This is a genomic window from Jeotgalicoccus huakuii (assembly GCF_036665975.1).
Classification (GTDB): Bacteria; Bacillota; Bacilli; order Staphylococcales; family Salinicoccaceae; genus Jeotgalicoccus; species Jeotgalicoccus marinus.
Genome location: NZ_JAVIYN010000009.1, coordinates 55,163 through 77,621, shown reverse-complemented (window position 1 = coordinate 77,621; position 22,459 = coordinate 55,163). Strand labels below are relative to the sequence as shown.

Annotated in this window: 20 protein-coding genes and 1 other annotated feature; of the genes, 3 read left to right on the top strand and 17 right to left on the bottom strand. The window is 40.1% G+C overall.

Features of this window, described 5'->3' with window-relative positions; translation table 11 throughout:
• Positions 1-16: 16 nt before the first annotated feature.
• Positions 17-1,207 carry a glycine C-acetyltransferase gene (locus V6E76_RS06305; RefSeq protein ID WP_247351048.1) on the bottom strand — a complete coding sequence of 397 codons (1,191 nt, stop codon included), beginning with the start codon at positions 1,205-1,207 and terminating at the stop codon, positions 17-19.
• A gap of 166 nt (positions 1,208-1,373) precedes the next feature.
• Here V6E76_RS06305 and V6E76_RS06300 point away from each other — a divergent pair, with 166 nt between their 5' ends.
• Genes V6E76_RS06300 through V6E76_RS06290 form a run of 3 tightly spaced genes read left to right on the top strand, consistent with a single transcriptional unit; the run spans position 1,374 to position 4,911 of the window.
• Entirely contained in the window at positions 1,374-2,561 is a 1,188-nt protein-coding gene (locus V6E76_RS06300; RefSeq protein ID WP_247351052.1) for an amidohydrolase, read from the top strand.
• Positions 2,552-3,739, top strand: a complete 1,188-nt coding sequence (locus V6E76_RS06295) for an amidohydrolase (RefSeq protein WP_247351061.1) — start codon at positions 2,552-2,554, stop codon at positions 3,737-3,739. Before V6E76_RS06300 ends, V6E76_RS06295 begins: the two co-directional genes overlap by 10 nt.
• Positions 3,739-4,911: a M20 metallopeptidase family protein gene (locus tag V6E76_RS06290; protein WP_247351063.1), complete on the top strand. Its 1,173-nt coding sequence runs from the start codon at positions 3,739-3,741 to the stop codon at positions 4,909-4,911. The genes V6E76_RS06295 and V6E76_RS06290 overlap by 1 nt, the downstream gene beginning before the upstream one ends.
• A gap of 52 nt (positions 4,912-4,963) precedes the next feature.
• On the opposite strand, the gene tuf is transcribed toward V6E76_RS06290, so the two are convergent.
• The 16 genes from tuf to V6E76_RS06210 form a co-directional block, all read right to left on the bottom strand.
• A complete protein-coding gene (tuf, locus tag V6E76_RS06285) occupies positions 4,964-6,151 on the bottom strand; it encodes an elongation factor Tu (RefSeq protein ID WP_247351084.1) in 1,188 nt (395 codons plus the stop codon).
• A 125-nt stretch (positions 6,152-6,276) separates the two neighbouring features.
• Positions 6,277-8,358, bottom strand: coding sequence for an elongation factor G (gene fusA, locus V6E76_RS06280; protein ID WP_247351088.1), 2,082 nt, complete (start codon positions 8,356-8,358; stop codon positions 6,277-6,279).
• Positions 8,359-8,417: 59 nt separating this feature from the next.
• A complete protein-coding gene (rpsG, locus tag V6E76_RS06275) occupies positions 8,418-8,888 on the bottom strand; it encodes a 30S ribosomal protein S7 (protein ID WP_026866142.1) in 471 nt (156 codons plus the stop codon).
• Positions 8,889-8,952: 64 nt separating this feature from the next.
• Positions 8,953-9,375, bottom strand: coding sequence for a 30S ribosomal protein S12 (gene rpsL, locus V6E76_RS06270; RefSeq protein ID WP_026866143.1), 423 nt, complete (start codon positions 9,373-9,375; stop codon positions 8,953-8,955).
• Positions 9,376-9,742: 367 nt separating this feature from the next.
• Positions 9,743-13,363, bottom strand: a complete 3,621-nt coding sequence (gene rpoC / locus V6E76_RS06265; protein WP_247351097.1) for a DNA-directed RNA polymerase subunit beta' — start codon at positions 13,361-13,363, stop codon at positions 9,743-9,745.
• Positions 13,364-13,404: 41 nt separating this feature from the next.
• Positions 13,405-16,947, bottom strand: a complete 3,543-nt coding sequence (rpoB, locus tag V6E76_RS06260; protein WP_247351114.1) for a DNA-directed RNA polymerase subunit beta — start codon at positions 16,945-16,947, stop codon at positions 13,405-13,407.
• A 239-nt stretch (positions 16,948-17,186) separates the two neighbouring features.
• Positions 17,187-17,774, bottom strand: coding sequence for a methyltransferase (locus tag V6E76_RS06255; protein WP_247351116.1), 588 nt, complete (start codon positions 17,772-17,774; stop codon positions 17,187-17,189).
• Between the two features lie 78 nt (positions 17,775-17,852).
• Positions 17,853-18,218 carry a 50S ribosomal protein L7/L12 gene (rplL, locus tag V6E76_RS06250; RefSeq protein ID WP_026866147.1) on the bottom strand — a complete coding sequence of 122 codons (366 nt, stop codon included), beginning with the start codon at positions 18,216-18,218 and terminating at the stop codon, positions 17,853-17,855.
• Positions 18,219-18,259: 41 nt separating this feature from the next.
• Positions 18,260-18,766 (bottom strand): 50S ribosomal protein L10, encoded by a 507-nt coding sequence (gene rplJ / locus V6E76_RS06245; protein ID WP_026866148.1) that lies wholly within the window; start codon positions 18,764-18,766, stop codon positions 18,260-18,262.
• A gap of 27 nt (positions 18,767-18,793) precedes the next feature.
• Positions 18,794-18,938 (bottom strand) — a sequence feature (ribosomal protein L10 leader region).
• 44 nt (positions 18,939-18,982) lie between these two features.
• Positions 18,983-19,681, bottom strand: a complete 699-nt coding sequence (rplA, locus tag V6E76_RS06240) for a 50S ribosomal protein L1 (RefSeq protein WP_247351135.1) — start codon at positions 19,679-19,681, stop codon at positions 18,983-18,985.
• Between the two features lie 59 nt (positions 19,682-19,740).
• On the bottom strand, positions 19,741-20,166 hold the full coding sequence (rplK, locus tag V6E76_RS06235; protein ID WP_026866150.1) for a 50S ribosomal protein L11: 426 nt from the start codon (positions 20,164-20,166) through the stop codon (positions 19,741-19,743).
• Between the two features lie 147 nt (positions 20,167-20,313).
• The gene (gene nusG / locus V6E76_RS06230; protein WP_247351146.1) at positions 20,314-20,853 is read right to left on the bottom strand and encodes a transcription termination/antitermination protein NusG; all 540 of its coding nucleotides are present in this window, start codon (positions 20,851-20,853) and stop codon (positions 20,314-20,316) included.
• A gap of 18 nt (positions 20,854-20,871) precedes the next feature.
• Positions 20,872-21,048: a preprotein translocase subunit SecE gene (gene secE, locus V6E76_RS06225; RefSeq protein ID WP_026866152.1), complete on the bottom strand. Its 177-nt coding sequence runs from the start codon at positions 21,046-21,048 to the stop codon at positions 20,872-20,874.
• 17 nt (positions 21,049-21,065) lie between these two features.
• Positions 21,066-21,203, bottom strand: a complete 138-nt coding sequence (gene rpmG, locus V6E76_RS06220; protein ID WP_084145681.1) for a 50S ribosomal protein L33 — start codon at positions 21,201-21,203, stop codon at positions 21,066-21,068.
• A 10-nt stretch (positions 21,204-21,213) separates the two neighbouring features.
• Positions 21,214-21,870: a sigma-70 family RNA polymerase sigma factor gene (locus V6E76_RS06215; protein WP_247351148.1), complete on the bottom strand. Its 657-nt coding sequence runs from the start codon at positions 21,868-21,870 to the stop codon at positions 21,214-21,216.
• A 63-nt stretch (positions 21,871-21,933) separates the two neighbouring features.
• Positions 21,934-22,458: an NYN domain-containing protein gene (locus V6E76_RS06210; RefSeq protein WP_247351163.1), complete on the bottom strand. Its 525-nt coding sequence runs from the start codon at positions 22,456-22,458 to the stop codon at positions 21,934-21,936.
• Position 22,459: the final 1 nt, after the last annotated feature.

Below are 22,459 nucleotides of genomic sequence, written 5' to 3'. Positions count from 1 at the left end.
TAAATATTGAAGATTTTTAGTAAATAATTCCGAGTTCTTTACCGACCTTAGCGTATATTTCTAAAGCTCTGTCTAGCATTTCTTTAGTATGTGCTGCAGTAGGCATATTTCTCACGCGTCCTGTGCCTTTGGGCACTGTTGGGAAGACGATTGATTTAGCATAGACGCCTTCTTCTTTTAGACGTTTAGAGAATTCTTGAGCTTTCTTCTCGTCACCAATTATACATGGTGTGATTGGTGTTTCTGATTCTCCGATATCAAAGCCAAGATCTTTAAGTCCTGCTTTTAAGTAGTCCCCATTTTCCCAAAGTTTGTCATGTAGTTCAGTTGAAGCCATTAGCATTTTAACAGCCTCAGTGATTGCTTTAGTATCTCCTGGGGTTAAAGAAGTTGAGAATAAGAATGGGCGTGCGGCAACTTTTAAGTAGTCAATTAAGTCTTGTGAGCCTGCAACATAACCACCAACAACACCAATTGCTTTAGATAATGTGCCCATCTGTAAATCAATTTCTTTTTCTAGACCAAAGTGTTTTACTGTGCCTGCACCTTTGCCCATTACACCAGAGCCATGTGCATCATCCACATAAGTAATAAGGTCAAATTCTTTAGCAATCTCTACGATTTCAGGTAATTTTGCAACGTCGCCATCCATAGAAAAGACACCATCAGTAATGTACATCACTTTTTTGTATAGACCTGATTCTACTGCTTCTTTAGCTTTTCTTCTTAAGTCATCCATATCGGAGTGGTTAACACGAATGATTTTCGCGCGTGATAAACGACACCCATCAATGATAGACGCGTGGTTAAGCTCATCTGATAGAATTGCATCCTCTTTATTCATTACCGCTTGAATTGCTGCCATATTACAGTTAAAACCAGATTGGAAGGCTACAGCCGCTTCTGTACCTTTAAATTCTGCTAATGTATTCTCTAGTTCTACGTGTAAATCCAAGGTACCGTTAATTGTACGTACCGCACCTGCACCAACACCGTGAGACTGAACTGCAGATATTGCTGCTTCTTTCAATTTCTCTTCTGTCGCTAAACCTAAGTAGTTATTAGAAGATAAGTTAACCAGTGTTTGTCCACCGACATTAATTTCTGGACCATTTGGCCCCTCTACTGTATCGATTACGTTATATAGTCCATTTTCTTTCAAATAGTTCAGATTATCCTGTAAATACTGTTCTAATTTTTTTGACATATACGTCCCCTCCTTGCCTTTTATTTTAGCATATTTAAGCGTTTACCTTTAATGAAAGCCTATTGTTTATATAATGCTAATTTTCTAATATTTTAAGCTATCTTAGTTTAAAAGTATCCAAAGTTTTGATAAGATGAATAGAAAAAAACAATACGGAGGTTGACCCATGAGCATTAAAGAAATAGCGTCCCAGAAACTCCCTGAGATGATTAAGAATCGCAGACATATGCATATGCATCCTGAGGTTTCATTTAAAGAGAAAGAAACTTATCAGTTTATACTCAATCATCTACAGCAGTACCCTGAACTTAAAATCCGCGAGAATGTGGGCGCCAATGAACAAAATGAAGGCAGAGGTATCGTTGCCTCCATTGGTGAAGGTCATCCTCACATTGCGGTACGTGCAGATTTTGATGCATTGCCAATCGAAGATCAAAAAGATGTCCCATATAAATCTCAAAATCCAGGTGTTATGCATGCCTGTGGTCACGATGGCCACACATCTACCTTACTCGCCTTGGTCGATACAGTCGTCCAAAATAAGGCAAATTTAAAGGGGACTGTGTCCTTTATCTTCCAATACGGCGAGGAAGAACAACCTGGTGGTGCCATGGCTATGACCAATGATGGTGCCTTAGAAGGCGTAGATAAGGTATACGGCCAACACTACTGGAGTCAATTTGATACCAATGAAATTCAGACGCGTCCAGGAGCCCTAATTGCTAGTCCAGATGGATTCTACATCACAATTAAAGGTTCTGGTGGTCACGCAGCTTATCCAGATACGACTGTGGATCCAATTGTCGTTGCCGCTGAACTCATCACTAATCTTCAAACAGCTGTATCTAGACAAATCTCTGCTATCGACAATGCAGTCGTGACAGTAGGTAGTGTCCAGGGTGGGGATGCTTTTAATGTCATTCCTGATACGGTGCGTGTCATCGGAACGGTCAGAACGTTTAAGCAAGAGGTAAAAGAAAAAATATATGAGATTTTTAAAGCTGAAGTCGAGCATACGACAAAAAAACGCGGCGCAACCTATGACATGGACTACGTATTCGGTTATCCAGCAGTCATTAATCATGAGGAAGAAGCTAAAGTCATCGAAGCTGCCGCACAAGCTCTCGATTTACCATATAAAGAAGCAGATCCATTAATGATTGGTGAAGATTTCTCTTATTATATTTTAGAAAAACCAGGGGCCTTCTTCTATACAGGTACGGGCAACATTGACAAAAACTCTCGACATGCCCACCACACAGATATGTTCGATTTAGATGAGGATGGTTTAGAAAGTGCGCTGATGATGTTCATGAAAATTCTTGAATTAGAGTCGGTGATTGAATGGAACTAAAACAAATTGAATCTCAAGTTAAATCGCATTTCAATGAAACCGTTAAAATCCGTCGTCATCTGCATATGTACCCCGAACTGTCCTTTCAAGAAGTCCATACTCCTGCCTACATCGCAGAGTATCTAAGAGGACTTGGTATAGAAGTTCAGGAAGGTGTCGGTGGCCGTGGGGTTGTTGGTAAGTTGATTGTTGATGAATCGCTACCTACAGTCGCACTTCGTGCAGACTTTGATGCCCTACCCATCCAAGACTTAAAGGACACACCTTACAAGTCCACTGTACCAGGTGTTATGCACGCCTGTGGGCACGATGCACATACTGCCATTGTCTTAACTGCTGCAAGCATTTTAAGCGGTATGAAAGATCAATTAAAAGGCAATATTGTCTTCATTCACCAGCATGCAGAAGAAGTAGATCCTGGTGGTGCCATTCAAATGATTGCTGATGGCTGTCTTGAAAACGTGGATGCAATATTCGGAACACATGTTACTACGTCTCTTGATGTTGGTAAGGTCGGCTACAAATATGGTACAGCAACAGGCATGCCCGATGACTTTACCATTAAACTCAAAGGTCTGGGCGGGCATGCGTCCCGTCCACATCATGCAATTGATCCAGTGGCTGCTGGTATCTCACTCTGCAACCAACTTCAATATGCAGTCACCAGAAAATCCAATGCAATGGATTCCGTTGTTTTATCGATTACAATGTTTAATGCAGGCAGTCAACACAATGTCATACCTGATGAAGTAACAATAGGTGGGACGATTCGTACCTTCAACCATGACATGCAAGACTTAATGATTACTGAATTGAATAACACTTTAGAAGGACTCGTAAGAACTACGGGTGTTTCATATGATTTAGATTATATGAGAGGCTATCCGCCAGTCGTTAACGATGATGAAATGACTGACATAGTCGTTAAGAGTGCAAATAAAATCAGCACTGTATCTGAAACAATTCGTCTAGAACCAGACCTTGGTGGTGAAGACTTTTCTTACTACCTACAAAAAGTTCCAGGTACATTTTTCTATACCGGTGTTAAGAACTCTAGTTTTAAGGCAGACTTCCCTCACCATCATGCCCACTTCGATATCGATGAAAAAGGGATGATGAATGCAGTCAGTGTCATGCTTGAATCTGTATTTACCTATTTTGAAAAGGAGTCACAATAATGGACATAAAAAAAGTCATAGATGATAATTTCGAGTCAATGGTAGAACTTCGTAGATATATGCACCAATATCCAGAAGTATCCTTCCAAGAAGAAAATACTAAAGCATGGATTTACGAACAGATTAAAGATCTTGACTTAGATATTAGAGAGAATGTTGGGGGTAATGGCATTGTCGCACGTCTTCAAGTAAATGATTCTTACGAAACAATTGCAATTCGTGCAGATTTTGATGCCCTACCAATCCAGGATGAAAAAGATGTACCCTATCGTTCTAAAACGCCTGGTGTCATGCATGCATGTGGGCATGATGCACACACAGCGATGCTGATTACAATGGCAAAAGTGTTATCAGCGCATAAAGATGAGTTGCCAGTGAATGTCGTCTTCTTACATCAGCATGCAGAAGAACTATTACCTGGTGGCGCAAAAGCAATGATTGAGGACGGTGCCTTAGAAGGTGTGGACTACGTCATTGGCACACATGTTTCTACAAAGTTCCCTGTCGGTACAATTAAATATAACTACGACACAATGTACGCAAATGCAGACTCCTTTAAAATTGTCGTCAATGGATTAGGTGGTCACGGTGCAACACCACAAGTTACAAAAGATCCAATCATTGCATCAGCCTCCCTTATTCAACAGATTCAGACTATTGTCTCTAGATCAGTCAGTCCACTGGATTCAGCTGTAGTTTCTATAGGTGCCTATAATGCAGGTTCTGTCTTTAATGTCATCCCTGGTAAAGCTGAAATCAAAGGAACCTTTAGAACCTTTACTGAAGAAGTACGCCAAACCGTAGCAGAAAGACTTGAACAGCTATGTATGGGAATTAGTGCGAGTTTCAATGTCCATGCTGATATTGAAATTATGTACGGTTATCCTTCATTGAAGAATGACCATGAGTTACTAGACTATGTTATAGATAATATTAAAGAAGATCCCTATTATGTTAAAGATGTAGAAGAAGTTGGGCCAGCCATGGGTGGAGAAGATTTTTCGTATTTTGCAGAAAATCGACCAGGATGTTACTTCTATACTGGCGTGAGAAATAGTGATAAGAAAGCTGATACACCTCACCACCATCCTCGCTTTGACATCGATGAAGATGGAATGAAGACAGGTGTAGAAACCATGTTAAAAGCTGTACTTAACTTTGATAAGAAATAAACACAAAAAAGCTGAGATCAAATGATCTCAGCTTTCTTATATAGAAATATTATTATTTAATGATTTCAGTTACAACGCCTGATCCTACAGTACGTCCACCTTCACGGATTGAGAAACGAGTACCGTCTTCAATTGCGATTGGTGAAATAAGTTCTACTGTCATTTCAACGTTGTCTCCAGGCATAACCATTTCTGTTCCTTCTGGAAGATTAACTACACCAGTTACGTCAGTTGTACGGAAGTAGAACTGAGGTCGGTAGTTAGTGAAGAATGGAGTGTGACGTCCACCTTCGTCTTTTGAAAGAACGTAAACTTCAGCTTTGAAGTTTGTGTGTGGTGTGATTGAACCAGGAGCTGCTAATACTTGACCACGTTGGATGTCTTCACGTGATACACCACGTAGAAGGGCACCAATGTTGTCACCAGCTTCAGCATAGTCAAGAAGCTTACGGAACATTTCAACACCTGTAACAGTTGTTTTCTTAGAATCATCAGTGATACCAATGATTTCAACTTCTTCACCGACTTTGATTTGTCCACGCTCAACACGACCAGTTGCAACTGTACCACGACCTGTGATTGAGAATACGTCCTCAACAGGCATCATGAATGGTTTGTCAGAGTCACGTTCTGGAGTTGGAATGTAGTCATCAACTGCTTGCATAAGGTCAAGAATTTTTTGCTCATAGTCAGCATCGCCTTCAAGAGCTTTAAGTGCTGAACCAGCAATTACAGGAATGTCATCTCCAGGGAAGTCATACTCAGAAAGTAATTCACGAACTTCCATTTCAACTAATTCTAGTAATTCTTCATCGTCAACCATGTCAACTTTGTTTAAGAATACTACTAATGCTGGAACACCTACGTTACGTGAAAGTAAGATGTGCTCACGAGTTTGAGGCATTGGGCCATCTGCAGCAGATACTACTAAAATACCGCCGTCCATTTGTGCAGCACCAGTGATCATGTTTTTAACATAGTCAGCGTGACCTGGGCAGTCAACGTGTGCATAGTGGCGTTTTTCAGTTTCGTACTCGATGTGAGACGTGTTGATAGTGATACCACGTTCTTTTTCTTCTGGTGCGTTATCGATCATGTCGTAACTTTGAGCTACACCGTCACCGTGCTTAGAAAGTACAGTTGCGATAGCTGCTGTTAAAGTTGTTTTACCGTGGTCAACGTGACCAATTGTACCAATGTTGGCATGTGTTTTCGAACGGTCAAATTTTTCTTTAGCCATTGTAAAATACCTCTCCTTATATATAACATTATTTTTTATTTAAAACCCAAGGTGGGTTACCCCACCTTTGGAGTCTTTCTTACAACACTTATAAAGCATTTGCTTAAAAAAATCAAGTATATGAATTAAGCACCTGTGTTTTTCTTGATGATTTCTTCTGATACTGACTTAGGCACTTCTTCATAGTGGTCAAATACCATTGTGTACGTACCACGACCTTGAGTGTTAGAACGTAGTGAAGTTGCGTAACCGAACATTTCTGAAAGTGGAACGAATGCGTTAACGACTTGTGCGTTACCACGTGCGTTCATACCTTCAACACGGCCACGACGACTTGTTACGTCACCCATGATGTCACCAAGGTACTCCTCAGGCATTACGATTTCAACTTTCATCATTGGCTCTAAAAGAACTGGTTTACATACTTTAGCTGCTTCTTTAAGCGCTAATGATGCAGCTACTTTAAAGGCCATCTCAGAAGAGTCGACATCGTGGTAAGAACCATCGTAAAGTTTAGCTTTAACGTCTACTAATGGATAACCAGCAATTACACCGTTTTCCATTGAGTCTACAAGTCCAGCTTCAACTGATGGAATGTATTCACGTGGAACTACCCCACCAACGATCGCGTTTTCGAATTCGAAACCGCCACCTTGTTCGTTTGGAGTGAATTCGATGTGAACATCACCGTATTGACCACGACCACCAGACTGACGTGAGAATTTACCTTGTACCTGTGCAGGTACTGTAAATGTTTCACGGTAAGATACCATTGGCGCACCAACGTTACATTCAACTTTGAATTCACGTTTCATACGGTCAACAAGTACGTCTAAGTGAAGCTCACCCATACCACCGATAATAACTTGTCCAGTTTCCTTATCAGTACGTGCTGTGAAAGTCGGGTCCTCTTCTTGTAACTTAACAAGAGCAGTTGTTAACTTGTCTTGGTCACTCTTAGATTTCGGCTCAACCGATAAGTGAATAACCGGCTCAGGGAATTCCATAGATTCAAGTACAATATCAAGTTTCTCTTGTGTAAGCGTATCACCAGTACCAGTGTCTTTAAGACCTACTGCAGCTGCGATATCTCCTGAGTATACAGTTGAGATCTCTTCACGTGAGTTGGCGTGCATCTGTAGGATACGTCCAACACGTTCACGCTTATCTTTAGTAGTGTTCTGTACATAAGAACCAGCATCAAGTGTACCAGAGTAAACACGGAAGAATGTTAATTTACCAACGAATGGATCCGTCATAACTTTAAATGCAAGTGCTGCGAATGGTTCTGAATCGTCAGGACGAGCAATGTACTCTTCTTCCTCATCGTCAGTTTTATGACCAACGATTGGTTTAACATCTAATGGTGATGGTAGGTAGTCGATTACTGCATTTAAGAGTAATTGAACACCTTTATTTTTGAATGCAGTACCACAAAGTGCAGGGTAGAACTCAACATCACAAGTCGCTTTACGAATTGCTGCTTTAAGCTCATCTACAGTTAGTTCTTCTCCACCTAGGTATTTTTCCATGACATCTTCGTTGACATCTGCTAAACCTTCGATAAGAGATTCTCTAGCTTCTGCTGCTTCATCTGCGAATTCTGCAGGGATTTCTGTAATTTCAATATCAGTACCTAAGTCGTTACTGTAAAGGATTGCTTTCATTTCAACAAGGTCAATAATCCCTCTGAAATCATCCTCAGCTCCGATTGGTAACTGGATTGGGTGTGCATTCGCTTGTAAACGGTCTTTGATCGTGCCTACTGAATACTGGAAGTCTGCACCGATCTTGTCCATTTTGTTGACGAATACTAGTCTTGGTACGCCGTAAGTTGTTGCTTGGCGCCAAACTGTTTCTGTTTGTGGCTCAACACCTGATTGTGCATCAAGTACTGTTACCGCACTATCGAGTACACGAAGTGAACGTTCAACTTCAACAGTGAAGTCTACGTGTCCAGGAGTATCGATAATGTTTACACGGTGGCCGTCCCACTGAGCTGTAGTTGCAGCAGATGTGATAGTAATACCACGTTCTTGCTCCTGCTCCATCCAGTCCATTTGTGATGCACCTTCGTGCGTTTCACCTAATTTGTGGATACGTCCTGTGTAATAAAGAATACGTTCAGTCGTCGTAGTTTTACCTGCATCGATGTGTGCCATGATACCGATATTACGAGTTTTCTCTAAAGTGAATGGTCTTGCCATGAGTATTCTTTGCTCCTTCCAGGAATGGATTAGATTTATATACTAAAGAACTTAGCATACTACCAACGGTAGTGTGCAAATGCTCTGTTAGCTTCAGCCATTTTATGACTCTCTTCGCGTTTTTTAACTGCTCCACCTGTGTTGTTAGCAGCATCAAGAATTTCGTTAGCTAGTCTCTCTTCCATTGTCTTTTCCCCACGCAGACGTGCGTAGTTCACAAGCCAACGTAAGCTTAGAGTAGTACGGCGTTCTGGACGAACTTCAACCGGTACTTGGTAGTTAGACCCACCAACACGGCGTGCTTTAACTTCAAGAAGTGGCATAATGTTTTCAATTGCTTCGTCAAAAACCTCCATTGCATCTTTACCAGAACGTTCTTGTACGATATCAAATGCATTATAAAGAATTTTTTGTGAAGTTCCTCGTTTACCGTCAACCATCATCTTGTTGATGAGTTTAGTCACAAGCTTAGAGTTGTGAATCGGATCCGGCAAAACATCTCTCTTTGGTACAGGACCTTTACGTGGCATAATTATCCTCCTTCCATTTTTATTTTATCATTATTTATATTTAAAATTCACATCTAAAGCGAGATTATTTCTTCTCTTCTTTAGGTTTTTTGGCACCATAGTGTGAACGACTTTGTTTACGTCCCTCAACACCTGAAGTATCTAAAGCACCACGAACGATGTGGTAGCGCACACCAGGTAAGTCTTTTACACGACCTCCACGGATAAGTACAACACTGTGTTCTTGTAAGTTGTGACCAATTCCAGGGATATACGCGTTAACTTCGACGTTATTTGATAATCTTACACGAGCATATTTACGTAATGCAGAGTTTGGTTTCTTAGGTGTCATAGTACCTACACGTGTACAAACACCGCGTTTATGTGGCGCAGCTTCATTTGTTACACGCTTTTTAAGACTGTTGAAACCTCTGTTTAATGCAGGTGAGTCAGATTTTTGCGTTTTAGTAGTACGTGACTTTCTAATCAACTGATTAATAGTTGGCATCTTTGAATGTCCTCCTCTCGTAACTTAATCCACACATCCAGGTGGTTCATTTTTTGAGTATAAAAAATCTGTAAGATAATAATCTTACAAAAATACACTTTGTCTCCTTTAAAAAAGGCACATTAGTCCCCTCTTAAAGTAACCTTAACAATAATACCATTTTCAAAAGAAATGTGTCAAGTATTCACAGTGAAAAAAGTTAAAGCTCTTAGACACATAAAACATAATAACATAGAGTACTTTACAAAACTAGTCGACTTCCGACTTTAATAAAACAAGAGCGGAACCTCGACGTTGAGGTTCCGCTCTATATAATCATTTTCATAAGAACTTGACCCATAAGTTCTTACCATCTAACTCTGTAGAATTAGTCTTCAGTTAAGACGACATCTTCTTCAGAGATAGCTTCATCAGCTACTGAAATATCAACATCTTTATAGTTCGTCATACCTGTACCTGCAGGGATCAGCTTACCGATAATAACGTTCTCTTTAAGTCCGAGAAGATCATCGCGCTTACCTTTAATTGCTGCATCTGTAAGTACACGAGTCGTTTCTTGGAAGCTGGCAGCTGATAAGAAACTTTCAGTTTCAAGAGACGCTTTCGTAATACCAAGTAATACAGGTTTAGCAGTGGCAGGACGTTTTCTTTGTTTAAAGATTTCCTTGTTTGCATCTGTGAATTGGTGGATTTCCACTAAAGCACCTGGCAATAAGTTAGTGTCTCCGGCATCTATGATACGTACTTTACGTAGCATTTGACGAACCATAACCTCAACGTGTTTATCGCCAATTTCTACCCCTTGCATGCGGTATACTTTTTGTACTTCTTTCAACAGATACTCTTGAGTTGTATTTAATCCGGCAACTTGAAGAAGTGATTTAGGTTCGATTGAACCTTCGTTTAATACGCCACCTGGTTCAACTTTATCTCCAATTTCAACGAGGAGACGTGCTGCACCTGGTACATTGTACGTACGTGTTTCATGTTCACCTTTAACTTTAACTTCTTGTTGACGGTCTTTAACGATTTCAATGTCCGTTACAGTACCGTGAATTTCTGAAATCTGCGCTTGTCCTTTAGGATTACGTGCTTCAAATAATTCTTGGATACGTGGAAGACCTTGTGTGATATCGCTACCTGCTACCCCACCTGTGTGGAATGTACGCATTGTAAGCTGTGTACCAGGCTCACCGATTGATTGAGCAGCAATTGTACCAACTGCTTCCCCAACTTCAACTTTTTCACCTGTAGCAAGGTTCTTACCGTAACAACGTTCACATACACCATGACGCGTGTTACATGTAAATGCTGAGCGGATATATACTTGTTCGATACCACTGTTAACAATTTCTTTAGCGATATCTTGGGTAATTAATTCATTAACGCCGATGATTACTTCATCAGTTTCTGGGTGTCTAACTGTTTCTTTCGTGTAACGTCCTTCTAGACGGTCAAGTAAGGGTTCGATTAACTCAGTACCTTCCATCAAGGCAGATACATGAAGTCCTTTATCTGTGCCACAATCTTCTTCACGAACAATAACATCTTGTGCAACATCTACAAGACGACGCGTCAGATAACCAGAATCGGCAGTTTTCAGTGCTGTATCGGCAAGACCTTTACGCGCACCGTGTGTAGAGATAAAGTACTCGAGTACTGTAAGTCCCTCACGGAAACTTGATTTGATAGGTAACTCAATGATCTCACCAGATGGGTTGGCCATTAGACCACGCATACCAGCAAGTTGAGTAAAGTTAGATGCGTTACCACGGGCACCTGAGTCACTCATCATGAAGATTGGGTTTAGACGGTCAAGTGATGACATCAACTTATCTTGGATAACATCTTTCGCCTTAGTCCAGAGTTCAATGACAGCATTGTAACGCTCTTCTTCAGTGATAAGACCACGTGAGAATTGTTTTTGAACTTTCTCAACTTTTTCTTCAGTTTCGTCGATGATGACTTGTTTGTCTGGAAGTACCACAATATCAGATACCCCAACTGTAATACCTGCTTTAGCAGAGTACTTGAAGCCTAAGTCTTTCATCAAGTCGAGCATCACTGAAGTTTCAGTAATGTGGAACTTATTAAATACTTCTGCGATAACTTGTCCAAGGAATTTCTTGTTGAACGGATCAACAAGTGGCATTTCTGTAATCTTCTCGATTAAGCCTGCCTCACTTAAGTCACTCGCAGCAATAAAGTACTTATCTGGAGTTTTACGCTCTAAGTTATCCTTAGTCGGTTCATTTATATAAGGGAATGAAGGTGGCATAATCTGGTTAAAGATTACCTTACCAACAGTTGTCATTAAAATTTTACCTTTGTTCTCTTCAGACACTTTCTCAACAGGCATATCCTTAGTATGGATACCAATACGCGTGTGCAGTGAAGTGTAACCATTCTGGTAACTCATAATGACCTCTTCAATACTCTTGAAGATATGTCCCTCATTTTTAGTTGCTTCACGTTCTAATGTTAGGTAGTAGTTACCTAAGACCATATCCTGTGAAGGTGTAACTACTGGTTTACCATCTTTCGGGTTAAGAATGTTTTGTGCAGCAAGCATCAACATACGCGCCTCTGCTTGTGCTTCTTTAGAAAGTGGTACGTGTACAGCCATTTGGTCACCATCAAAGTCAGCGTTATATGCTGTTGTCACTAGTGGGTGAAGGCGAATCGCACGTCCTTCTACTAGTGTCGCTTCGAAGGCTTGGATACCTAAACGGTGAAGCGTCGGTGCACGGTTAAGGAGTACTGGGTGCTCTGTGATGACATCTTCAAGTACATCCCAAACTTCATTTTCCATGCGCTCGATTTTACCTTTGGCATTCTTAATGTTAGTTGCAAGCTCACGCTTAACAAGCTCTTTCATTACGAATGGCTTAAATAGCTCAAGCGCCATTTCTTTAGGTAAACCACACTGATACATTTTCAGTCCAGGACCAACGACGATAACCGAACGACCAGAATAGTCGACACGTTTACCAAGTAAGTTCTGACGGAAACGACCTTGCTTACCTTTAAGCATGTGAGATAGTGATTTCAATGGACGGTTACCTGGTCCAGTTACAGGACGGCCACGACGACCATTATCGATTAGAGCATCGACAGCTTCTTGTAACATACGTTTTTCATTTTGCACGATAATTCCAGGTGCTCCTAAGTCAAGTAGACGTTTCAAACGATTATTACGGTTGATTACACGACGATAAAGGTCGTTTAAATCACTTGTCGCAAAACGCCCACCATCCAATTGAACCATCGGACGAATTTCCGGTGGAATAATTGGTAGGACATCTAGAATCATCCAAGAAGGATCATTGCCAGAGTGGCGGAATGCTTCCACCACTTCTAGGCGCTTGATCGCTCTTGTTAGGCGCTGACCTGTCGCAGTTTCAAGTTCTTTTCTAAGCATCTCTAGTTCAGATCCTAGGTCAACTTGTTGTAAGAGTTCCTTGATTGCTTCAGCACCCATTTTAGCAGTGAAAGTATTACCAAACTTATCGTAGTATTCACGGTATTCACGTTCACTTAGCAGTTGTTTCGGTTCTAGGCCTGTTGGACCTGGTTTAATAACAGCATATGATGCAAAATAAATGATTTCCTCTAAAGAACGCGGAGACATATCAAGTAATAATCCCATACGTGAAGGAATGCCTTTGAAATACCAGATATGAGTAACTGGAGCTGCAAGTTCAATATGCCCCATTCTTTCACGTCTTACTTTAGCGCGTGTCACTTCTACACCACAACGGTCACATACCATACCTTTATATCTAACGCGTTTGTATTTACCACAGCTACATTCCCAATCTTTAGTAGGACCAAAGATTTTTTCACAGAATAAACCATCGCGTTCAGGTTTTAATGTTCTATAGTTAATAGTTTCCGGTTTTTTGACCTCACCGAATGACCAAGAACGAATTTTTTCAGGTGATGCTAAACCTATTTTCATATATTTAAATCTGTTTACATCTATCAATGAGCTTTCCTCCCTCAGTTTTCTCGAAGCTCAGAACGTTACTATTCAGTAACATTTTCGTTAGCAGCAGCGTCTGTTTCTTTGACCGGTTGAGCCGGTTGATTCGGAATATCGTCTTCATCAGTATCGCGTAGTTCAATTTCCTCATCGTTTTCATCCATGATGCTTACATCTAAGCCCAGACTTTGAAGTTCTTTCATCAATACTCTGAATGACTCAGGGACACCTGGTTTAGGAAGGTTTTCACCTTTAACGATTGATTCGTACGTCTTAACACGTCCGACAGTATCATCAGATTTAACTGTTAAGATCTCTTGAAGTGTATATGCAGCACCGTATGCTTCAAGTGCCCATACTTCCATCTCACCGAAACGTTGTCCACCGAATTGCGCTTTACCACCAAGTGGTTGTTGCGTAACTAGTGAGTATGGTCCAGTACTTCTTGCGTGAAGTTTATCGTCAACCATGTGCGCAAGTTTAAGCATATACATCACACCAACAGAGATACGGTTCTCAAATGGTTCACCTGTACGGCCATCATATAGAACAGTCTTACCATCGCGTGCAAGTCCTGCTTCTTCCATTGTTGTCCATACATCTTCCTCATTTGCACCATCGAATACTGGTGACGCCATTCTTAAGCCCATCGCACGAGCAGCCATACCAAGGTGTAGTTCTAGCACCTGACCGATGTTCATACGTGATGGAACACCGAGTGGGTTAAGCATGATGTCGATTGGCGTGCCGTCTGGTAGGTAAGGCATATCTTCTTCTGGAAGGATTTTTGAAATAACACCTTTGTTACCGTGACGTCCACACATCTTATCCCCTTCAGAAATCTTTCTCTTCTGAACGATATAAACGCGTACAAGTTGGTTAACACCTGGAGATAGTTCGTCACCATCTTCACGGTTAAACACTTTAACATCTAGAACAATACCACCCGCACCGTGAGGTACACGTAGAGACGTATCTCTAACTTCTCGTGCTTTCTCACCAAATATTGCATGTAGTAAACGTTCTTCAGCAGTTAATTCAGTCACACCTTTTGGCGTAACTTTACCAACTAAGATATCTCCATCATTGACTTCCGCACCAATATATACAATACCGCGGTCATCAAGTTTTTTCAGGGCACTGTCTGAAACGTTAGGAATATCTCTCGTAATTTCTTCTGGTCCAAGTTTAGTATCTCTTGACTCAGACTCATATTCTTCAATATGAATTGATGTGTAAACATCTTGTTTAACTAAGCGTTCGCTCATGATTACGGCATCCTCATAGTTATAACCATCCCAAGTCATGAAGCCGACAACAACGTTTCGTCCAAGCGCCATCTCACCATTGTCCATAGATGGACCATCTGCTAAGATTTCACCTTTTGTTACGATATTACCTTCTTCTACGATTGGTTTTTGGTTGTAACAAGTTCCCGCATTTGAACGAATGAATTTAGACATTCTATAAACGTCTTTTTCAGTTTCTACTTCTTTACCATTCTTCTCTTCGATACGACGAACATGAACTTCTTTTGCTTCAACATGTTCAACGCGCCCTTTGTAACGAGAAACGACTGCAGCACCTGAGTCACGTGCAGATACGTGCTCCATCCCTGTACCGATGAACGGTGATTCAGGATTTAATAAAGGTACAGCTTGACGTTGCATGTTTGCACCCATCAAGGCACGGTTTGAGTCATCGTTTTCTAAGAACGGAATACAAGCCGTCGCTGCAGAAACAACCTGCTTAGGCGAAACGTCCATGTAGTCCATACGCTCACGGTCCATTTGCGTGTTATTACCACGGAAACGACAAATTACTTCTTCATTAGTGAAGCTACCATCTTCATTTAATGGTGCATTCGCCTGTGCAACAACGTAACTATCTTCTTCGTCTGCTGTTAAGTAGTCGATTTGATTCGTTACTCTGTTTGTTTCAGGGTCTACTCTTCTATAAGGCGTTTCGATAAAACCAAAGTCGTTTACTCTAGCATAACTTGATAAAGTGTTGATCAAACCAATGTTTGGTCCCTCTGGTGTTTCAATCGGACACATACGTCCATAGTGAGAGTAGTGAACGTCACGTACTTCCATACCAGCACGTTCACGTGTTAAACCACCAGGCCCTAATGCAGATAAACGACGTTTGTGCGTCAACTCTGCAAGCGGGTTTGTTTGGTCCATGAACTGAGATAACTGCGAACTACCAAAGAACTCTTTAATAGATGCAATTACTGGACGGATATTAATTAATTGTTGTGGTGTGACAGTTTCAGTGTCTTGAATAGACATTCTTTCACGAACCACACGTTCCATACGAGAAACCCCGATACGGAATTGGTTTTGTAACAATTCACCAACAGAACGTAAACGACGGTTACCTAAGTGGTCGATATCGTCAGTCTGTCCAACACCTTCTAATAAGTTAAAGAAGTAACTCATTGAAGAAACAATGTCAGATGGTGTGATTGATTTAACTTCAACATCCGGGAATGCGTTACCGATTACTGTTGTCGATGTTTCTTCGTTATTATGAGAACGTACTTTTATTGATTGAACTTCTACAGGCTCATCAAGTAGACCCTGCTCTAGGTGGTAAGTCTTCAAGTTCGCTGTAGATTCTAACTGGTCCATAATCGCATCTAAAGTACGACGATCGATTGTAGAACCTGCTTCTGCAATAATTTCACCTGTTTCACTATCAACGATTGGCTCAGTGAGCACTTGGTTAAACAAACGGTGTTTTAGGTGAAGTTTTTTATTCATCTTATAACGACCCACGTTCGCTAAATCATAACGTTTTGGATCAAAGAATCTTGAGTATAATAAATTACGTGCGTTTTCCACTGTAGGTGGTTCACCCGGACGTAATCTTTCATATATTTCTAAAAGTGCTTGATCTACTGTTTCTGTCGTGTCTTTCTCTAGCGTGTTACGAAGGTATTCGTTGTCGCCAAGAAGATTGATGATTTCTTCATCTGTTTGAAAGCCTAGGGCACGTAGTAATACTGTAATCGGCAATTTACGCGTGCGGTCTATTCTTACGTATACGACATCTTTAGCATCGATTTCATACTCGAGCCAAGCGCCTCGGTTAGGGATGACAGTTGCTCCGAAGTTTAATTTACCGTTCTTGTCAAACTTCTCGGAGAAGTATACAGATGGGCTTCTTACTAATTGTGAAACGATAACACGTTCAGCACCATTTATAATAAAAGTACCTGTATCCGTCATCAACGGGAAATCTCCCATAAATACATCCTGCTCTTTTACTTCGCCGGTTTCTTTGATGACTAAGCGAACTTTAACTCTCAGCGGAGCTGAGTAAGTCGCATCGTGGTCTTTCGCTTCTTCTTCGTTATACTTCGGCTCGCCAAGTTTATAATCGACAAATTGTAAAGACATATTACCAGTAAAATCTTCTACCGGAGAAATATCTTTAAACATTTCGATTAAACCTGTTTCCAGGAACCACTCGTACGATTTCGTCTGAATCTCAATTAAGTTAGGTAGTTCCAACTTCTCTTCGATACGCGCATAACTTCTACGTTGTGCATGTCTTCCATACTGAATCAATTGACTCATCGACAGATTCACCCCTAATAATATTTGCGTAAACTATAATGGCGTTTAAGGCCGCACCCTATTCATTGTAAAGACAAAAAGAAAACGGAATCGTATTCAACCCCATTTCCTATTAAACTGGACACTATTTTAAACGCTCCATTCAACAAATGTACAGAAAAGTACATACTTATTGATATTAATTTAACATTCTATAAGAATAACACAGACAATTTGTCAAGTCAAATATTCTTTATATTTTATTTAATGCTTTTCAATATATAATACCCTTTATCTTTAACGACAATCTGCACATTATCAAAAGACGATTGTAAGTATTTCTTATATGATGCCATACCTTGCTTCTTCTGAACAACCATATAGATTGCACCGTCTACAGTTAAGCGTTCATATGCATCTCTTAAGATTTCTAAGACCACATCTTTCCCCGCTCTAAATGGCGGATTCGTTACATAAAGGGAGGTATTAATATCAGACTCATCAAAGTCATGACGGCTCATCACTTCCACTGAGATTCCCGCTCTTTTCGCGTTCTCATCTGCAAGGTCTGCTGCATCCTTATTCACTTCAACCATAATGGGATCCATACCTAATTCACGACCGATTACAATTCCGATCGGACCATAACCTGCACCCATATCGATAAAACTTCCATCGCCTTGATAAGTGTCAACTACCGTTTTAATAAGTAAGGCACTACCGTAATCAACATTATTTTTAGAAAATACACCACGGTCAGTTTTAAAGCGGTAAGTATAATCGTTAAAATCGAAGGTTGTTTCACCATACTCATGTGGCGTGTCATCTGTCGTATAATAATGTGACAAATAAATTTCCTCCAATCAGAAAAAAAGTCTCCGCTAAACTAAGTTTGCGGAGACTTTTTGTGACAAAAATTATAGATACTATTTAAGTTCTACACCAGCGCCAACTTCTTCAAGTTGAGCTTTAAGTGCTTCAGCGTCTTCTTTAGAAAGACCTTCTTTAACAACTTTAGGTGCGTTGTCAACAAGTTCTTTAGCGTCTTTAAGTCCAAGACCAGTCGCTTCACGAACTACTTTGATTACTTTGATCTTAGATGAACCTGCATCTGTAAGTTCAACGTCAAATTCAGATTTTTCTTCAGCTGCAGCAGCTTCTCCGCCACCTGCTGCTGCTACAGGAGCAGCCGCTGTTACGCCAAATTCTTCTTCAATTGCTTTAACTAAATCGTTTAATTCTAAAACTGTCATTTCTTTAATGCTTTCAATGATTGTTTCAATGTTAGCCATGATTATTTTCCTCCATTTTATAATTGGTTTTTCAGCTTAAATTAAGCTTCGTTGTTTTCGTTCTCTTTGTCTTCACCGACTGCTTTAACTGCATAAGCGAAGTTTCGTACTGGTGCTTGTAGCACTGAAAGAAGCATAGAAAGTAGGCCATCTCTTGATGGAAGAGATGCGATAGCTTTTACATCTTCAACAGGTACATAGCTGCCTTCGATGACACCAGCTTTAATCTCTAAAGCTTCGTGTTCTTTAGCAAAGTTGTTAATGATTTTAGCTGGAGCAATAACATCTTCATTAGAGAATGCTAATGCACTTGGTCCAACTAGGAATTCATTTAGTTCAGAAAGTTCCAATGCATCAGCCGCACGGCGAGTCATTGTGTTTTTGTAAACTTTGAATTCAACGCCAGCTTCACGTAATTGTTTACGTAGTTCTGTGACTTCTGAAACTGATAAACCACGGTAATCTACAAGAATAGTAGAAACTGAGTTTTTAAGTTGTTCAGTAATCATTTCAACGTGTTGCTGTTTTTGTTCAATGATGTTTGACATGTCGTTACACCTCCATAATTTTTGTCTGGAGCAAATAAAAAAGCACCTTTTACCAGCGGCAAAAAGTGCTCGAATATATGAAAATATAATTCAAGTCGTTTTATTTGCCTCGGCAGGAAAGATATTAAGCTATAAAAGCTCCTGCTGTCTTAGGTAATCTTTAAAATTTACAAGTGTAAATATACCTCGTATACCTACACTTGTCAATATTTATTTTTAAACAGTTCTAATTACATTAGGGTCTACTGTAATACCAGGGCCCATTGTGCTTGAAACTGTAACAGATTTAAAGTAAACACCTTTAGAAGAAGATGGTTTAGCTTTTTCTAAAATATCGTGAACAGCTTTAAAGTTGTCTACAAGTTGCTCATCAGAGAATGAAACTTTACCGATTCCAACGTGAACAATACCTGCTTTTTCAGCGCGGTACTCAACTTTACCAGCTTTGATTTCTTCAACTGCTTTAGTCACGTCCATCGTTACTGTACCAGTTTTAGGATTAGGCATTAAACCTTTAGGTCCTAATACGCGACCAAGTTTACCAACTTCGCCCATCATGTCCGGTGTTGCAACGATAACATCGAAATCAAACCATCCACCGTTAATTTTCTGTGCTAGCTCAGCTTCACCAACGTAGTCAGCGCCTGCTGCTTCTGCTTCTTTTGCTTTGTCGCCTTTCGCAAATACTAATACACGCTGTGTTTTACCAGTACCGTGTGGAAGTACTAGTGCGCCACGGATCTGTTGATCATTTTTGCGCGTATCAATACCTAGACGGAATGCAACATCAACTGAAGCGTCAAAGTTTACAATAGAAGTTTCTTTTGCAAGCTTGACTGCTTCTTCAATTGAAAATGTAGAGTTTTGATCAAACTTCTCTAGAGCAGCTTGATACTTTTTACCTCTTTTAGCCATTTATATTCCTCCTTGTGGTTATAGCGGGGTTAATCCTCCCACGACCGTATTAATACTTATTATTTTTCGACAGTGAAGCCCATGCTTCGTGCTGTACCTTCAACCATACGCATTGCTGCTTCAACAGTTGCCGCGTTTAGGTCTTCCATTTTCGTTTCTGCGATTTCACGAACTTGAGCTTCTGTAACAGTTGCTACTTTGTTCTTGTTAGGCTCTCCAGAACCTTTTTCAGTTCCAGCTGCTTTTTTAAGTAAAACTGCTGCTGGTGGAGTTTTTGTGATGAATGTGAATGAGCGATCTTCAAATACTGAAATTTCAACAGGGATAATTAAACCTGCTTGCTCTTGTGTACGCGCATTGAATTCTTTACAGAATCCCATGATGTTTACACCTGCTTGCCCTAGTGCTGGACCTACCGGTGGTGCCGGGTTAGCCTTTCCTGCAGGGATTTGCAATTTCACAACATTAATAACTTTTTTAGCCACGATGTTGCACCTCCTCATAATCGTGATGTGGTCACAGGATGTTTAGATTTCATCCTCCCACTCATAAGTCTTTATACAAATAAAGATGGCCGCAATTTTGCGACCATAAAAGTATAGCATATCAACCTATAATTTCCAAGTGTAAATTTAAAGTTTTTCAATCTGATCAAATTCAACTTCAACGGGTGTCTCTCTACCAAACATCTCAACAAGTACCGTTAACTTATAACGTTCCTCATCAATCGATTCAATCACACCCGTTTGATTATTGAATGGCCCTGAAACGATATTAATCGATTCACCGACTTCAACCTCAACATCCACAATTTTCTCAGTCATACCCATCTGACGAAGGATAAATTTCACTTCTTCAGGTAAGAGTGGGTTTGGCTTACTACCCGCACCTTGTGAGCCAACAAAACCTGTAACACCTGGTGTATTACGAACAACATACCAAGACTCATCCGTCATGACGAGTTCTACTAAAACATAACCAGGGAATGTTTTCTTCATTGCCGTCTTTTTCTTACCATCTTTTATAGAGGTTTCCTCTTCTTCAGGAATAACGACACGGAAAATTAGATCTTGCATATTCATTGACTCGAGGCGCGCCTCTAAGTTTGCTTTTACTTTGTTTTCATAGCCTGAATAAGTATGTACTGCATACCACTCTTTGTCTAGAGACATTATACCGCTCCTTTAAAATTACATTAAATCAATTAGTGCTGTGATACCCAGATCAAGCACATAGAAAAACACTAAGAAAAATACAACTGTTACTACAACTGTTGTCGTATAACGGACGACTTCCTGACCAGTCGGCCAGCTGACTTTTTTCATCTCGCTGACGACATTTTGGAAGAAGTTCTTATTATTATTCATCAATCGTTCCTCCTGAACTATATAGAACTCTTATGCGTTGTATGCTTATTGCATTTGGGACAAAACTTTTTCATGATGAGTCTCTCAGTGTGGGTTGGTCTGTTCAATGAGTAGTTACGAGACCCACATTCACTGCAAATCAGTGCAATTTTCATCTTAAAATCCTCATTTCAATTCTAATATACTATATCGATTTGAAGCGTTGTTGTCAACAATACTGTGTAAATCTTCAACCTCACCAAACTTTATTTTCAATCTATGGACTGTGTTATTTACAGACTTTAGACCACACTTTAAAATGCTCGCTATCTCTTGAACAGAGTAACGTTCTATAAAAAGTTTTAGCACATATTTTTCACGAGTGGATAAGCTCTCTACAGCTGATAAGTAGTCTTCTGTCGTTTCCTTTAAATGAATACCTGATAAGGCATGCGAATGTGTATTTTCAAAGATAGTTTCAAGTAATGGCTCCCAGCTCTTCCAACCCGCAGGATTTACCACTATTTTGTTATACATTTTAAAGCGTATCGAACGAAGCGCATAGTTCATAAAATGACCGCGTTCATAATCATATCTAAAACACATCATAAAAACCTCAATCATCATATCCTGAACGAGGTCGTCCCGATCATATGACGTTATCTCATATTTAAATGACATTCTTAATATATGAGGTCTAAGTAGTTTATCAACAGTGTCAAAGGCAGCATAGTCACCATTCCTCACACGACAAGCAGCTCTATCTAAATCCTCTAGATTACTCTCTTTGTAACTTGCACGTCTTTCCAACACTAAATGACTAGAACCCTTGATACTATACAATCGATTCCCCTCCAACCTTTAGTTAACTTAAATATAAGTTGGAGGGGGAATATCTTCAAGTTGTCAATTTTCTCCCCGTCGCAGTTTTTCCATTTTTGCAAGTATTTCTTCCGAAATATCCAATTTTGTCCTAGGCAGTTTTTCATTTATTGCTTTAATTCTTTTACTAATATTTTTATCAGCTTCGGACAAGTTCAACCACATTTCTCTCGATGAGATTCGGTAAGCTCCATAAGCAAAAATTGCATTTTGTTCAGTTAAGTCACTCGTTACTACACTGATATCACATAGAAAAGGATGGTAATTATCATAGACAAATCTTTCGATAAACTCGTCTGCCGTTTCTTTCTCTTTCGTGTAGACCACTTCAATACCGTAATAATCCATAACAGCTTCTTTGCTTTTGACTTCGTAAGCATCAAAGACGCAGATAATCTCATAATTCTGAACTGCTTGATATTCGCTCAATAGCTTCAATACTTCATCTCTTGCGAGTTGTAGAGACATCTGCGCTTCACGATATAAATCAGAATTTGCCCCAATTAAATTGTAGCCATCGACGAGTAAGACTCTTCTTTTTTTACGCACA